This window comes from Cognatundibacterium rugosum (assembly GCF_014284365.1).
Classification (GTDB): domain Bacteria; phylum Pseudomonadota; class Gammaproteobacteria; order Burkholderiales; family Burkholderiaceae_D; genus Undibacterium; species Undibacterium rugosum.
Genome location: NZ_JACOGG010000017.1, coordinates 19,076 through 35,309, shown reverse-complemented (window position 1 = coordinate 35,309; position 16,234 = coordinate 19,076). Strand labels below are relative to the sequence as shown.

Sequence of the window (16,234 nt, the reverse complement as noted above, 5' to 3'; positions counted from 1 at the left end):
TTATCAAACACAAAAGCTGCTGAGTACTTCCCCCTCCTCCACACTAAAAACAATGGCATGTAATTTGCTGACTGCAAGTTTGTGCTGATCTGTCTCTACATTTGGACTCACTGCGCTAAGCAGGCGTACAGCCACAGACAGCACGCTGGTCAGGCCGCTCATCGCAACCAGGTCAGCGCAAGGTTACTTTCTCATTGTTTTTCTGTTGTTACGCTAACCGGCCCTAAAGCTGTAATGCCATAGTCTTACCCCGATTTTGCCTTACCAAGCGCGAGTCTTCTTCTATTTTCTGAAACACTCAATCTGGATGACATCATGAGCTATCTCTCTTTTAAAGCGACTACTGCGGCAGCGCCCTCTACAGCAGGCACTTTACGTGGCGCATTCTCACAATGGTTATTGACGAACCACGGTGCGAATTACCGACTCAGCTTACAGCAACAACGATCGCGCAAACAGGCGCAGCGCTTTAAAGCGGAGATGGAATCGAGTACGCATGACAATCCCAGTCATATCCCTATGGTGGGTATCGTTGGTGGCGGTTTCGCTGGTTTGTTTTCCGGATTAATTCTGCAATCGCTGGGGATAGAGTGTGAAGTGTTTGAAAGTTCGGAACGGGTAGGAGGTCGCATACGCACCTGGTATTCGACGAATTATCACAGCGACGAGCGCAATCAACAGGGCTTGTATGGCGAAATTGGTGGCATGCGTCTGCCACAGTTTTCCGCTGATATGCTGCCGGTTCAACAATTAGCCCTGGCGGTCAATACCGTGTTAGCCCGCAATGGTCGCGAACACGAGCAAGTCAACTGGCGCAAATTTTATTACAGCTCGCCCGAGCAAAGACTGCGTTTCAATAATATGCCGGAAGCGATTACCAATACGCCGGAATATGCTTTGAATGATCTCAATTTTGGTCAGCGTAACGGCGGTGATATACCTGACTTCTGGGTCACACCACAAAACGACGCCAACGGTAATGCGTATTTACCCGTGAATATGGTACTGGATCAGGTGAATGGCCCATTCCTGAAGGCATTTGACCAATCGTTCGCCAATGGTTTCGAACTCTTGATGCAGTTTGATCAGTATTCGATGTGGGATTACCTCACCACGCAATTCACACTGGGTGATATGGGTGAGTACTACAACCCTGCGATGGGTCCTAAAAACGCTTTACTGCCGTGGTCTATCGCGAGCTATCTAGAAACCACCAATGTCGGCAGCGGTATGTATGCGGTCTCCTTTGTCGAAATGGTGATTGCCGTGTATGACTGGGGCGGCAGTAAAGATCCGTATCGCCCGAACGATCCTGGCGTGTATATGCTGACAGTCGATAAAGGCATGCAGCATTTTCCGGATGCCTGTCGTGCCGTCCTGGATTTGGAAAAAGGCGTAAGGCTCAAAGATGGTGTGATCGCACAAATCCAGGTTGGTATGCTGCCGTCACCAGACACCGGCACCTATATTTACAACCCACCCAATCTCACCGATGATGCGCGCCCCTTACCACCGACGGTATCAGCCAATTCAGCGTCTGCGTCGACACCCAAAGCTGATACTCAGGCGGAGCGTTCGCGTGAAAAACGCCGTGTCCATTTAAAACATAAAGCCATAGAACTCAAACATGACAGCAGTTTGTTCGATGGTCATGGTGGCATGCGCCTGAAGTTGCAGCATCATGACGAACATGGGCATGAAAGACTGATCGATAAGGTTTATCCCTATGTCATCACCACGCTGCCTATGGGCGCTTATCTCAATGGTGCGGATAAACTGAATTTACTCAACGATATTTCATTCTCGAAAGCGCAAGCTATCCGTGAATGTAATTACATGTCGTCGTTCAAAGCCTTTCTGACTTTTAAGACGCAGTTCTGGACCAAAGTAGGCGAACGCCAGGAAGGTGGTTATGGCGCGGCCACCACCGACAGGCCGAATCGCCAGATTATTTATCCTTCTTATGGCTACGACAGCAAACCCGGTGTGTTACAAGTCTATTGCTGGGCTGGTGATGCACGTAAGCTGGGCGCGTTAGGTGATAAAGAACGGATAGAGGAATGCCTCAAGGGCATACAATATCTGTATCCGGATGTCGATATTTACCAGGAATTTGCCGGATACCACGATGGTAAAACCACCAAGACCTGGTTCTGGGATGAACATGCCGGTGGCGGCGCATTTGCGCTGTTTAATCCAGGCCAGTTCAATAATCTGTACCCGACCCTGCTGACGCCGGAATTTGATGGCTGCTTAAATTTTGCGGGTGAATGCTGCTCGGTGCATCATGGCTGGATCGTTGGCGCACTCGATTCTGCCTACAATGCCGTACTCAATATTTTGCAACAGGCTGGTGCGACAAAAAAAATTCAACAAATGCGCGCAACCTGGGGCAGCTTTACTTCACCCGATGTGGAAGGCGACCCGGCCACAGCGAATCAATTAAGCTATGCGTACCTTTACAATCAAGTAGATCGCGAAGCGGCCGCAATTCCCGCCAATGCCAGCGCCAGTATTTACGGTGATTCCACGTATGTGTTTGAGGGTAATGTACCCGCCTTTATCGCCGATTACAGCAAAGTGCCGCAAGCAATGAAAGCTGTTGAGCAAGATAAGCAGGTACTGCAGATGCTCAATAATCAGTGGAATGACAATGTCGCACAGCGTGCTAAATTGCCCCCGGTTGAAGTAGATATGAGCAACGCAGTCGCGATGCTGGAATCGATTTACTACGGTAATAATTTCCAAACCGTACCCGCCCCCGCGTATTGGTTAAAAGACGATGATGAATTTGCCCGTCAGCAGTTAGCAGGCTTTATGCCCAACCTGCTCAGCAGCGTGAATCAAAGTAAGTTAAAGGATGTCTTAGCAGCCGCTGGTCTGGCAAGCCATAGCAAACTCAATCAACTGGATATTCGTTATGTCGCTGACTATCGCCAGTACTTACAAGCTTGTACCGTGATTCCAAGTGGCTATTATTTAGCGCAACCTATCGTCTTTTTCACGGTCAGTGCGCAAAACGAATTACTGCCGGTTGCCATTCAATTGGAGCAGGACGGTGAAGTGTTCACACCAGATATGGCGAATGCGGAAAACGCCTGGTTACTCGCGAAAATGCAAACCAATTGCGCCGGACAGACCTTGCATGACGTAGGCTTCCATCAGTTGTTGACGCATCAGATAGGTGCGATGGTATCCATCGCTTTGTTCTCGGAAGAGGTGTTCAATCCAGCCACCGAGCCACGCAGCACGACGCCATTTCAACAGCATCCTGTTTTTAAATTACTGAGCCCACACCTGAGCAAAACGGTGGAATTCCAGCAGACGATTTACGACAGCAGCTACCATCCTTATGCACAGAGTTTTCCAGCCAGCCGCGAGGTGAATGGCAAGCCCGGTGTGTACAACATCGGCTTCATTTACGATTTGATTTTTTCTTGCGGCCGGATTGGTAACTACCAATTGCAGGACAAGATGTACAACGACGACGGCAAGTTCCGTTTCCTCGATTTGGCGATTCCTAAAGATGCACAAAAACGTGGTGTGAGCCATACGCCCTTCTCTTACCCCTATGTGCATGATGCGACTTTGTGGTACGAGGCCATGCAAAGCTTCATCAGTCAGTTCGTCGATACCTGTTATCCGAATGGCGACAGCGATGTAGCGCACGATGTGCAATTACAGCGCTTCTTCAACAAATTGATACCCGCATTTAATTATGTGGATGGCGTCGAACAGGCACAACGTTTCCCCGCCAGCGTGACCACGGCGGCGCTATTGAAAGAGGTGTTAACCATGTTTGTCTGGCAGTTCTCAGTGCAGCATACTGTGATCAATGACGGTGCTTATAATCAGGCCGCCTTTGTTCCAAACGCCTCAACACTGATGTATGCACCACCGGCGGATACACCATCGAGCCAGTGGACACCTGCCGACATACTGGCCTGCCTGCCATCACAAACACAGACCTATCCCGACGTCGGTGGCATGAATTTCCTGGACATTCAGCTCAACGCTTCCGTCACGGGCCAGGGTCCCTACCCTGAAACCGTGTTTGGACGTGGCGTACTGGAGCCGTCGATTGACTACTTGCAGGACACTTATAGCTTTACCGACCTTGCCTTACGTACGGTGGTAGATCAGTACTACCAGGACGTACGCAAAATCGCACAAGCGATACAACTGCGTCAGGCTAAAGACATCGCTAACTATTTTAATTTGCATCCGCATAGCGATGCTGTGCCTGCGACGGTGTTGTTTGATTTGATTACACCGGTCAATGTCATGAACACGATACAGACCTAGTCGGTCAATGAGTTAGGGCAATCAGGCTGGCGTCGCAATCACATCGAGGCACAGCCTGTTTTCCCCCATTGATGTCCCCTGCGCCAATGGCAAAAGCGCAGGATCGTGGACTTGTCGGGATTGAGACAAACTTCTGCAACACATTGCCCCAATAAATTAATTGCCGTAATGGAATTGTGCTATCGTTGTCTTTGTGGAATGTAAATTTAATAATTTATACCATTAATAAAACGAGAATCAATCAGCACGAATGAATGCTTCAAGCGGAAAGAAGCACCGTTGTAAGGTAGAGAAGCGTTACGCCGCTGGAGCAATTTTGCACAATCCCTCAATCATTGTTATTAATGAAGGATAAACAGTAATGTCACACCAAACTAAATGCCTGCATCGCCACTCCATGCTTTGGCTCGCCGCGATGAGCCTGTGCAGCTCTACTGCTTTTGCCTACGATACGACAAACGCTAACGCGTTGGCTAAGCTTAACCAACGCGTGTTACAAGTGCCGCCATTACTGACGCCAAATGCCTTTCCTGCAAATCACACACCTGGCCCCAGAGATCAGTTTGAGAAGTCCTACGATCTGTTTATTCGCTATACCGACGGCAGTATTTACAATCCGGTGACAGGCACGGCAGATAAAGTCCGGCTGCGCGCTTATCAGCAAAGAAAAGATAAATCATGGGATGCAAACACACTCGGTGCCGCGCGCTTTCAGGCTCCCACAGTGATGATGGTGCCTGGTCAAACCGTACGTTTTAAGTTGCATAACCAATTGCCTGAGCAGGTTGAGAAACTCTCAGCACACACGGATCAAACCGAAATTCAGTGTGCGCCCACGGAATTGAATGCGCCTGCCAGCCCTGGCTGTTTTAATATCACCAATCTGCATTCGCACGGCTTGTGGATTTCGCCCAGCGGAAATAGCGATAATGTATTGCTGTCCATAGAGCCCAATGTCAGTTTTGAGTATGAATACAATGTTCCTGTCGATCACCCGGCAGGAACGTTTTGGTACCATCCACATGTGCACGGCTCGACTGCGATGCAAGTCGCCAGTGGCATGACGGGCGCATTGATCGTCAAGGGCGAACGCTACCCTAACCCGGCAAAAAATGGTGATCTGGATACCTTGCTCAAAAAATTCGAACCTAAAATAGGCGGCGGCAGTGCTGAAGTGATGATGCTGCAGCAAGTGCCATATGCCTGTTTCAAAAACACGCCGGGCAAGCCCTATTCCAGCTATCACAGTGTGTACGATAAAAATGGTAAAGAAATCGGCCCGTGGACGTGTGCTGAGGGTGAAGTCGGCATGGTGGAGAATTTTGATCAGGTAGAAAAACCTGACAGTTGGCGAGCTTCAGGGCGCTACACCATGATCAATGGCCAGGTACACCCTAAAATTGTAATGGCCCACAATACCGTGCATCGCTGGCGTTTGATTGATGCAGGCTTTCAAGATACGGTGAAATTGCGCATCAAACAGGTCAGCAAGCCTGAGGAAGTTGAAGCCTTATTGAGTGGCAAAAAATCGATAGAAGACGTATGCAATGGCAGCGATGTGTGGCAATTTGAGGTCGCCAGCGATGGCTTGACGCATGCCAAAGCGATTTCAAAAATCACGAATTATCTGCAACCCGGTTATCGCAGCGATATTCTCTTTGCACTTCCCAATGCAGGTAAATATTGCGTCTACGATGACAAGGCAAGTGCCGCGCTCAATAGTGATCAGGCTAAAAATGCGCGCTTGCTGGCTGTGATTGATGCAGGCAAATCAGGACAAACTTCTGCTAACACCACGCGGGTAAGTGATGAAGCCAGCCAAACGCAATTCATGACTCAGCAATTGTTAGTCGCAGCGAATGCCCAACCTGCCCTTGTGCGAGAAAAAATCAAAGCGGATTTAAAGAACGGCTTACAGCTCAATAAATTTGTTCCACATAAGAGCTTTACGCCTGAAACAATCGCGAAACTGAATAGCCAGACGAAAGAATACGTTACCTTTGATATCGCACCAGTCAGCGACAAAACCCGTTTTATGGTTGAAGGGAAATTCAACCCTAATCTGCAACCTAGTCTTGAATATACCTATAAGCCAGAGCGTATAGACCATACGCTGATTTTGGGAACTGAACAGATTTGGACACTCAGATCCAAAGTAGGCAGTCATCCCTTCCATATTCACGTCAACCCTTTTCAAATTATAGGAATCAAATGGGTAGGCAAAGACCCGGAAGATAAAACTACGGACTTCTATCAGCAGTACCGGAATCTGGTCGGTACGTGGAAAGATACCTTGTTAGTTGCACCAAACTACGAGATCGAGGTGGCAACCCGCTATCAACGCTACATCGGTGAATACGTCTTACATTGCCATATCCTTGAACATGAGGACCAGGGCATGATGCAAAACGTTAAGGTGGTTGTGCCAAACAGCAAAGGCGGTGCTTCTGCTGGCGCACATGGTGGACATGGTGCACCGGCTAAGCAGAATGAGCGCGCAGGGCACTGAGTCACATTACATCACGCACTTATGCAAACGAAAAACCTCTGCCTCACCACTTGCTCAGGTATTTGAGCAGAGGTTTTTTTTCGCTCAATGACGAAGTGCATACCAAAGGAAACTACCAATGAAACACTCGCTCTGTCGATTGCTGGGAGCCGTCCTCTGTCTGGGCATGAGTGGTCAGCTTGCCCTCGCACAAAAAGCGGATCTGCCTGCACAAAAAACGATTGTCCCATTCACGGAAAATACAAATCAGCAAGTCAGGTATAGAAAGAACATCGATGACTTAAGCCCCGCAGAACTCGCAGCCTATGAACATGCGGTCAAAATGATGAAGCGAAAAAGCGAACAAAATGTATTTGATCGCACAGGTTTTCTGTGGCAGGCATGGGTGCACAATTGTGGGGCCTTGGATGTGTTCGATCAGCGCACAGCATCACTATCAGAAGTAAAGCTGACAAAACTATTGGCTAACCCCAAGCTCGATAGCTGCAATGTGCGCAACTTCCTCAATGTCCCCAACAATACCAGAATGCACACTGAACATCCTGGTGAATGCGAACATCAAAAAAACACCTTCCTGCATTGGCATCGTGCCGAACTGTATTTTTATGAACTCAGCTTGCAAGCGGCAGATCCTGAAGGTTTGTTCGGGCCAAGTACCAGGAATGTCACGCTGCCATATTGGAACTTCACAAAAAAGCCCAGTGGTGTGCGCTATCCCAAAGCATTCGAAAATACCGAATCACCTCTGTTTGACTTTACCCGGACTACTGATCCATTGGTTCAAAATTTGCCGCAAACCTCACCTTATTTAATGGCGTATCAGATTTTTTATTTAGACTGGAGTGGCTTTGGCGGCGGTCAATTAGGAACAACGATAGGCGGTAAATTAGAAACCCAGATCCACAACAAAATGCATTCTGGCTATGTGAATGGCAACATGGGTAATAACACGACTGCCGGCTTAGATCCCATTTTTTATGTCTTCCATAATTTCCTTGATTACAGCCTGGACAAATGGATACAGGAACATGGCACGGAACAAATGAGTAGCAGTAGTCTTAGCACCTATTTGCGTGGTGAGCAGGACGACAGTTTGCGTAAGCCGCCTGGCTTCAATACCGGTAGCGGAGCTGAAAAACGCACAGACTCCGGAGCCTATACAGAAAATATGGGGCCAGCAGGCATTTACTTAAATACGATCAAACTGGGCTATGGTTTTCAATCTCAGAATGGCGACGAATTTATACGCAGAGATGAGATTCAGGCATTGATAGATGGGCACGCTCAAGCCGGTTATGTTTTTGGCGATAATCAGATCAGTCTGTTTTCTGCCCTGCTAAACCATAGTACCAGCGAAGCCATTGCGAATCCTCAGATTAAGCGCACCGGCAAGTACACGATACCCGGAACAACAATCACTGGCTCCAGTTTTGCGAACCTCATTTTTTCACGAATTGATCATAGCAAGGACTACAGCTTTCAGGCGGATGTTTATTTGTATCCTGGCGATGTGGCAGAAGCTATCGCAGATAAGAATTTCAGAGACCGCTATCTGATTACCAGCACGGCATACTGGGCCTTGCATGGTCATCATGCGCATGACAATGTTGAGTTCAAAGAGCAGATTACCGGCATTATTAACAGCCTGGTGAGTCAAAAACAAGGACAGGAATGGCGAGTGACAGTTGCGATCAGTGCTGCTCCTGGTGCACCGGTTGAACAAAGCGATTTTAGTGTGCCAACGATAGAGCTTGGCATAAAAAGTGCCAAATAGTTACCGGAATAACGGGGTAAAAAAATGAATAAACTCAGCTTTAAAGACGATATTAAATGCCTCTTCTCAAAATATGCGATGGCAATGAGCAGAGAAAAACTGGCTACTGAAAGTGGCACGAGCGTATTACAACTCGGTGATTACGAAAGCGTGAAATTTTTTTATTACCAGATACAAGTGGCGATTCATGGCTATGACTACAATCTGAGAACTGGTGAGTGGCTGGTAAAACCTGAAGAACGTCTGCCTGTCAGGGGTGGCCAGCCTGGTGAATTCGTTAAAGAGGTGGCGCATCCCATGCCGCCCGATGGCAAGCTGCCTCAGGAAGCGATCAATCTCTACGATCAGTGGGTCAGAGACGGTATGCATCCTTAATTTTTCTCATTATGAATCAGGTCGCATCGACACATCAGGAGCGCAAGATGGCAAGGACGAGTTTACGCATCCATCCGGTAATCGGTATCGCCCGCGTGGGCAACAGTGAAGAATATTATCTGGGCCCTGAAAGCATGGCAGGGATGGATATTCCAGGACAAACGATGAAAGGTGGTTTGCCCATTCAACCCGGAACTGAACACAGCACGATCATGAGCAGTGACTTGCGCGATGCCAGCGGCAAGCTAAAGCGTCAGGCTGCGCGCTTCAGAATCTATCACTATGATTTTCCAGATCAGCACGGTATTGAAACCTACCCCAATGGTGGTGGCCATGAAATTCAGATAGGCAGTAAGGTAGATGGGAAGCGCGTGAAAGATATCGTGTGGACAGTCCACCTGGCGAATAAAAAAGCCAACAGCTGGTTAGGTGGCCAGGGGATTCGCCCGTTCGAGCATGGTGAGCTTCCCAAATTACGCAATGCCGGATTCGGAAACAAAACGGATCCGGCTGACCCTCTCCGTCTCAAAAAACTGGTGATCGATGCAGGACCTCGCGCCTTGTTTGCTGCGAACGGTGCAGACATCCATTTCGACACATTGACGCTACCCTGCTACGGTCAGGCGGGTAGCGGAGAAATTATCCGTCTGCCAGACTACCCGACCTCATTTCCAGCCAATGGAAACACACATGCAGAACCGGACTTGTATAGCCGCAGGATAGCAACACTGGGCACCTTGAGTTCTGAAAGCAATGGACGCCTGCTGGTATTGGGTGGCTATGGTTTGGCTTGTGGTTTCGATGACGAAGGCAATTACTCAGCAACTGCGAGCCTGAATCAAAACGTCAATAATGACCATTGGCTGGACGATACAGCCGACGGCCCAGTAAGTGCATTTTTACTGTTTGAAGATGGCAGCACACGCGCCGTCGAGGGCAGCGCATGGGTCATCTCTACCGATCCTGCCTATGCGCCACAAACCACTAACGTCGTCACCTTGTGGGACGAGCTATACACCACCTGGTTAGAAAAATTTGCCTTGCAACCCGCGGTATATAGTGATCAACAATATCAACCGGGTTTTAAACCCAATTATGTGCAGGATGTATTCCCTGTTTTGCGCGCAGCGTCTTTACAGAAATGGAATGTCAGCTTGCCGGGACATGCCGTGTATATGCACGATTTGCTGTGGAATATGCCTGCAGATGGCTTGAATTTTCCTATCATGAACTATATTCGCGATCCGAATAATTCCGATAGTTCGCAACTGGGTTCGCCGCTGATGCCGCTTTCTCTGGGTGATGAAGGAAAAAGCTTTTTAAGCCTGACCACCAGTCAATACTTTTTTATGTCGCAGTGGGCTAATGATATTTATCAGCGCCCTGGCGATACACCATCAGCGTCCCTGGGACCAGGTGAACTCCTTGATAAAACCATCCTGTTCAATTGTCTGGGCGGACGCTTTGGACCTGGAATAGAAATGGGATTTAATGTTCGCGACCCGCATCTCTATCAGGCGAATTGGTCTGCACCTGGCAGCGCGGGGCCATTTCGCATTAACATGGACGTGCTGGATTACAGCAAAGCGAACAAGAATAGCCCGTTCTTGGGTGTCGGATATACACCGCTACGCGATACACCTGTACAACCGGGAGATTTTTGCAAATTCATGGCACTGCCCTGGCATACCGATTACAACTCGTGCGCAACCCACCTTCCTGACCCAAATCCCGGCGGTGAATTGTCGAATCAAAATATCGACACAATCACAAATTTGTATCCAACCCAACGCAACACCTTCACCTACGCATCCTGGCCAGCACAAAGGCCGGTGGCGGTATATACCTATCGCGATGTGGTTGCAAACGGTGGTGAGATTACTGAGGATGCGAGCGTACAGCGTTTTTCTGTACGCGGCTCAGGTACCACGGCGGAGCAGCTTGTAGGCGGAGAGTTTGATCGCGCAGCGATGAATGTCGGACGTTATCAGGACCGTAAGGAGTTCTTATTAAACTGGAGCCGGATCGGCATCATCATGCAAAGCCCAGCCATTGTGCAAGAGGCTGGCGATCCCAAGCTGAAATCTGAGAATTACTTTTTAGAGGTCAGTAGCCAATTCGATAGCGATGAGAGCAATCTGGTTGAATATTGGCCCAATACGGTGATCGACAAACTCTATGCGCCTGCACCTGAGAAGTAACACAAGTGTCGCCAGAAAAATCGTCTCACTTCCGGGTCGCCATTATTGGTGCAGGCCCCGCTGGTAGTGCCTGCGCGCTGGCTTTGGTACAACGTGGCGTGTCGAATATTGTGCTGATTGAAGCAAGTGATTTCAGCCAGTTTTGTATCGGTGAGAACATTCCACCGGAAAGCCTGCGTCTGTTTCAATCACTCGAAATTGATCAGGCATTTCTGCGTGAAGGGCATGCTCCTTGCTATGGCAGTTGTTCCTATTGGGGGAGTGAGAAGCGCGGCTATAACGATCATTTATTGAACCCGCTCGGACATGGCTGGCATTTAGACAGACGCAAATTCAATCAGTTTTTAGCAAGGCAGGCACAAATGCGTGGCGTAGATTTGCGCATCAATACTATGCTCAAAGAGGTGGTAACTACAGCATCCTCAGCTTATGAACTGCATTTAGCAACGCACACTGCTGGTATATCTGGTCACAGCCAGATCTATGCTGATTTTGTGATTGATGCGAGTGGATCACGCGCCGTGTTCGTGCGCAAATGCGGTATTCAGAAACTTAGGGCAGAGGCGTTGATTTGCTTAGCAAGGCGGTTTGCCATCAAGGATGCACAGCTTGAAAAAAATGGCCTGACACATCTCGAAGCTGTGCAGCATGGCTGGTGGTATGCTGCAAATTTGCCAGATAAAACCCTGCTGCTGGCCTTGTATAGCGATGCCGAAACAGTCAAGCGTCTGCAATTACAACAAGTCCACGCTTGGGAGGCGCAATTAGCCCTAGCACCACATACGCATCAACTGGCTCGAAGTGGCAAGCCCTTGTCCACACACATACTCAGTTATCCCGCACCCGTTTATTGCCTGGATCAACTCCATGGCGCAAACTGGCTCGCAATCGGTGATGCTGCTTCAGCCTGCGACCCACTCACCTCGCAAGGTATTTATAAAGCCATCAGTAATGCCATTGCAGCAGCGGATGTCATCGTGAATAAGCGAGAAGTACACGAATTTAGCCATTCAATACGAACGCAGTACCAGCAATATTTAGCGACATGCCAGCATTATTACCGGCTAGAACAACGCTGGCCCGAAGCCCCATTTTGGCAAAAATATCATGCCAGCGTCGCACCTATGCAGACGCCACTCCTGCCACATGCACGGCCCGTTTAGATTTCATTGAATGCGTCACTCTTACCGTAGCGACAAGCACGCCTGTTCAGCAGCAATAGATGACGGCAGATATGAATTTATAAAAAAAAAATCTAGCCTGCAGATGGAGGGTGAGCACTGCTTACCGTTAGAATTCAGTTTCCGATTGCCTACCTGCACGCACTATGGCACCCATCTCACGTCGTCAGTTTTTAGGAAGCTCAGCCCTGGCTGCCAGTATGTTATCCGGGCTGGTTCAGGCCAAGCCGCAGCAGGCGCGGCCGAATATTCTGTTTATCATGGCGGATGATCTGGGTTGGGCGGATCTGGGCTGTTATGGCATGCGGGATTTTGCCACGCCGGTGCTGGATCAACTGGCGAGCGAGGGCGTACGGCTGACGCATGCGTATGCAAATTCGCCGGTCTGTTCCGCCTCGCGCACTGCCATTATCACCGGACGTTACCAATACCGTTTGCGCGTCGGCCTGGAAGAACCAATCCCAGACGCCAAATCCATGCATGGCTTATCGCCTGCGCATCCTACGCTGCCTTCACTATTAGGGAAATCCGGTTACCGCACTGCGTTGCTGGGTAAATGGCATCTGGGCGCAGCGCCTGAGTTTGGTCCGCTGAAAAGTGGCTACCAGTATTTTTTTGGGAATATGCAGGGTGGGATTGATTATTTCACGCATAAGGCCGGGGTGGGTGCGAACGAGCCGGTGGACTTATGGGAAGGCGAGCAACTGGTGCATGAGCATGGTTATTACACCGATATCCTGAGCCAGCATGCAGAGCAGTATGTGCGGGCGCAGGCCAACGAAGCCGCGCCTTTTCTGCTCAGCCTGCATTACACGGCGCCGCACTGGCCTTGGGAAGGCCCTATGGATGAAGCGGTGGCGGGTACTTTAAAAAAACTGATTCACGGCGATGGCGGCAGTCTGGAAACCTATGGAAAAATGGTGACCGCAATGGATAGTGGCATAGGCAAAGTCTTGCAGGCGCTCAAAGAAACCGGTCAGGCAGACAATACCATCGTGATTTTTACCAGTGACAATGGCGGTGAACGTTTTTCTCATACCTGGCCTTTGTCGGGCCAAAAGACTAAGTTACTGGAAGGCGGAATACGGGTACCGGCCATCATACGCTGGCCCGCTGCACTCAAGCCTGCGGTATCCGATCAGATTTGCATAGGCATGGACTGGCTACCGACTTTGCTGGCGGCCGCCGGCGTCGCGCCCGACCCGGCTTTTCCCAGTGACGGAGTGAATCTGTTGCCGGTACTGAAGCAACAAGAAAAAGCGATTCCACGCACGCTGTACTGGCGTTATAAGTCGTTTCAACAGCGCGCTGTCATCGATAACTATCTGAAGTATTTAAAAATTGGCAATAACGAATTTTTATTCGATTTGCGGCAGGACCCGCGTGAACGCGCCAATCTGGCTGCACACTACCCAGCACAATTTCAGCGGCTGAAACAGCAATGGCAACAATGGGATGCGACCATGCTGCCTATCACGAAAGAGGTGTACAGCCACCGGGTGCCAGGACAGCGTCAGGCGGATCACTATGCGGTTGGACTGGACGACTAGGGTGTCTGAAGCATGGGCGTTATGCACCGCGTTACAATGCCATCTCAAATGCCACTTCAAATGCCAGTAGCAATGCGAGCAATACCAGTTTCAGTCAAGCCGCACTATTTCCGTGCAAAATTTGCTTTACTATGGAATAAATCGACAATTTTTTTTCAAAATGAATTGCCACTGAGAAAGTAAATACGTAAAATCCCGCATGTTTATTGCGCTGCACAAATTTGCGCGCTGGCTCGGATTCTTGATTTATTTTTACTTTTGTCTGTATTGAGCATTTTCCCATGAAAAAAATTCTATTAGCTACTGCGTTGCTGGCTGTGGTATCCAGCGTCTCTGCCAACGAAATCGCTCCTGTGATGGATAAAAACACTTGCGAAAAAGTGGTTTATCCAAAAGCGGCGCTGATCAATGAGGAAACGGGCTCTGTCACGCTGGCAGTATTGGTCGGCGCAGATGGCAACGTGATGGATTCTAAAATCGAAAAATCCAGCGGTTCTAAAACCTTGGATAAGGCAACTGCCAAGATTTTCTCGTCCTGCAAATTCAAACCAGGCAGCAAAGACGGTAAAACACAGCAAGTCTGGACGAAGCTGGAATACGTCTGGAGCCTGTCTTAATCCAGTCTGCGCACTGGGATAGCCAACAAGGATGACCGTGTGTCATCCTTTTTTATTGCCTTCATTGCTAAGTCGTGCCGCCATCACAGCCAGTACAGCGACAGACACTTAGCCGTATGCCCACTATGGTAAACTGCGGGTCTTCTTTCCTCACCGGCCGGGCTACCCGCCTTGCTGCGCATGGCCAGCGGCTTACGCAGGCGCGACGTTTTTACAGGATATTTATTGTGACCACCACTACCGAACTGAATCAGCTTTTCCCACGCCCTTTGTGGCACTGGTTTGAACAAATCTGCGCAGTCCCCCATCCTTCCAAGCACGAAGCCGCGCTGAGCCAGCTGATCCAGGACTGGGCGAAACAACGCGGCCTGCCGGTGGTGGTCGATCAGGTGGGCAATCTGATCATCCGCAAACCAGCCACGGCCGGCATGGAAGACCGCAAAACGGTAGTGATACAGGCGCATATTGATATGGTGCCGCAAAAAAATGCCGATAAGGTGCATGACTTCGTGACCGATCCTATCCAGCCACGCATAGATGGTGACTGGGTCAAGGCGACCGGCACCACGCTGGGTGCCGACAATGGTATCGGTATGGCATCCGCACTGGCAATACTGGGCGCGGATGATATCCGTCATGGTCCGCTGGAGGTGCTGCTGACAGTTGATGAAGAAGCCGGCATGACAGGCGCATTCGGGCTGCAGCCTGGCATGCTGGATGCAGAAATTCTGATCAATACCGACTCCGAGCAAGAAGGCGAAATTTACATGGGCTGCGCCGGTGGCGTGGATGCTGAAATTTCGGTACCCGTCCGCTGGCAAACTGCAGCCGCGGATCAGCAGGCGTATACCCTGAGTTTGTCGGGCTTAAAAGGTGGTCACTCGGGGGTGAATATCCATCTGGGCCGTGGCAATGCAAACAAACTGATCGCACGCTTTTTAGCAGGTCATGCGGCTGAACTGGGCTTGGCGCTGTCAGAGATCAAAGGTGGCTCGCTGCGCAATGCAATCCCGCGTGAAGCCCAATGCAGCTTTACTGTGCCAGCCGCACAGACAGGCTTACTGGAGCAGCGCGTGGCACAATATCAAGCCATACTGCAAGCCGAACTGGCGAGTGCAGAACCTGCATTGAAACTGCAATTAGTCGCCAGTGCGGCTCCGGCACAAACCCTGCAGGCGGACTGTCAGCGCACGCTGATCAATCTGATCAACAGCTGCCCTAACGGTGTGATCCGCATGAGTGACGAAATCGCCGGTGTCACCGAAAGTTCGCTGAATGTCGGTGTGATCAGCACCAGCAGCGATCAAGTCACGATTCTGTGCCTGATACGCTCACTGATCGACAGTGGCCGTGAAAACATAGAAAGCAGTCTGCAAAGTCTGAGCGATTTGGCAGGCGCGCAGATCGCTTTTTCCGGTTGCTATCCGGGCTGGAAACCTGATACCAGCTCTCCAGTGATGGCGATTGTGCGTCAAACTTATGAGAGCATTTATCACAAAGAACCCGTGATCATGGTGATCCATGCGGGTCTGGAATGCGGCCTGTTCAAAAAACATTATCCGGATCTGGACATGGTATCGATAGGCCCGACTATCCGTTATCCACATGGCCCGGACGAGATGGTCAACATCGAAACTGTCGGTCAATACTGGACGCTGTTGCTGGCGGTGCTGGAGCGGATACCGGCTAAGGTAGCAAACTAATTTGCCAGACCACGGCTTG

Annotated in this window: 9 protein-coding genes; all 9 read left to right on the top strand. The window is 49.8% G+C overall.

Annotated features, from left to right (window positions below; all coding sequences use genetic code 11):
* The first annotated feature begins 315 nt into the window (after window positions 1–315).
* The 9 genes from H8K47_RS14760 (at window position 316) to H8K47_RS14720 (ending at window position 16,215) form a co-directional block, all read left to right on the top strand.
* Window positions 316–4,305 (top strand): FAD-dependent oxidoreductase, encoded by a 3,990-nt coding sequence (locus H8K47_RS14760; RefSeq protein ID WP_186882169.1) that lies wholly within the window; start codon window positions 316–318, stop codon window positions 4,303–4,305.
* Window positions 4,306–4,666: 361 nt separating this feature from the next.
* Window positions 4,667–6,814 (top strand): multicopper oxidase family protein, encoded by a 2,148-nt coding sequence (locus H8K47_RS14755; protein ID WP_186882168.1) that lies wholly within the window; start codon window positions 4,667–4,669, stop codon window positions 6,812–6,814.
* A 118-nt stretch (window positions 6,815–6,932) separates the two neighbouring features.
* On the top strand, window positions 6,933–8,588 hold the full coding sequence (locus H8K47_RS14750; protein ID WP_186882167.1) for a tyrosinase family protein: 1,656 nt from the start codon (window positions 6,933–6,935) through the stop codon (window positions 8,586–8,588).
* 84 nt (window positions 8,589–8,672) lie between these two features.
* Window positions 8,673–8,963, top strand: a complete 291-nt coding sequence (locus tag H8K47_RS14745; protein WP_186882166.1) for a hypothetical protein — start codon at window positions 8,673–8,675, stop codon at window positions 8,961–8,963.
* A gap of 47 nt (window positions 8,964–9,010) precedes the next feature.
* The gene (locus tag H8K47_RS14740; RefSeq protein ID WP_186882165.1) at window positions 9,011–11,164 is read left to right on the top strand and encodes a LodA/GoxA family CTQ-dependent oxidase; all 2,154 of its coding nucleotides are present in this window, start codon (window positions 9,011–9,013) and stop codon (window positions 11,162–11,164) included.
* Between the two features lie 5 nt (window positions 11,165–11,169).
* Window positions 11,170–12,327 carry a tryptophan 7-halogenase gene (locus H8K47_RS14735; protein ID WP_186882164.1) on the top strand — a complete coding sequence of 386 codons (1,158 nt, stop codon included), beginning with the start codon at window positions 11,170–11,172 and terminating at the stop codon, window positions 12,325–12,327.
* Window positions 12,328–12,545: 218 nt separating this feature from the next.
* Window positions 12,546–13,895: a sulfatase family protein gene (locus tag H8K47_RS14730; RefSeq protein ID WP_230405030.1), complete on the top strand. Its 1,350-nt coding sequence runs from the start codon at window positions 12,546–12,548 to the stop codon at window positions 13,893–13,895.
* A 281-nt stretch (window positions 13,896–14,176) separates the two neighbouring features.
* Complete coding sequence (locus H8K47_RS14725; protein WP_186882162.1) at window positions 14,177–14,512, top strand: energy transducer TonB; 336 nt, start codon at window positions 14,177–14,179, stop codon at window positions 14,510–14,512.
* A gap of 227 nt (window positions 14,513–14,739) precedes the next feature.
* Complete coding sequence (locus H8K47_RS14720; protein ID WP_222612805.1) at window positions 14,740–16,215, top strand: aminoacyl-histidine dipeptidase; 1,476 nt, start codon at window positions 14,740–14,742, stop codon at window positions 16,213–16,215.
* Window positions 16,216–16,234 lie beyond the last annotated feature (19 nt).

Bases quoted from the DNA above. Each gene is read 5' to 3' on its own strand.
- H8K47_RS14760 (WP_186882169.1), top strand. From the start codon at position 316: ATGAGCTATCTCTCTTTTAAAGCGACTACTGCGGCAGCGCCCTCTACA.
- H8K47_RS14755 (WP_186882168.1), top strand. From the start codon at position 4,667: ATGTCACACCAAACTAAATGCCTGCATCGCCACTCCATGCTTTGGCTC.
- H8K47_RS14750 (WP_186882167.1), top strand. From the start codon at position 6,933: ATGAAACACTCGCTCTGTCGATTGCTGGGAGCCGTCCTCTGTCTGGGC.
- H8K47_RS14745 (WP_186882166.1), top strand. From the start codon at position 8,673: ATGAGCAGAGAAAAACTGGCTACTGAAAGTGGCACGAGCGTATTACAA.
- H8K47_RS14740 (WP_186882165.1), top strand. From the start codon at position 9,011: ATGGCAAGGACGAGTTTACGCATCCATCCGGTAATCGGTATCGCCCGC.
- H8K47_RS14730 (WP_230405030.1), top strand. From the start codon at position 12,546: ATGTTATCCGGGCTGGTTCAGGCCAAGCCGCAGCAGGCGCGGCCGAAT.
- H8K47_RS14725 (WP_186882162.1), top strand. From the start codon at position 14,177: ATGAAAAAAATTCTATTAGCTACTGCGTTGCTGGCTGTGGTATCCAGC.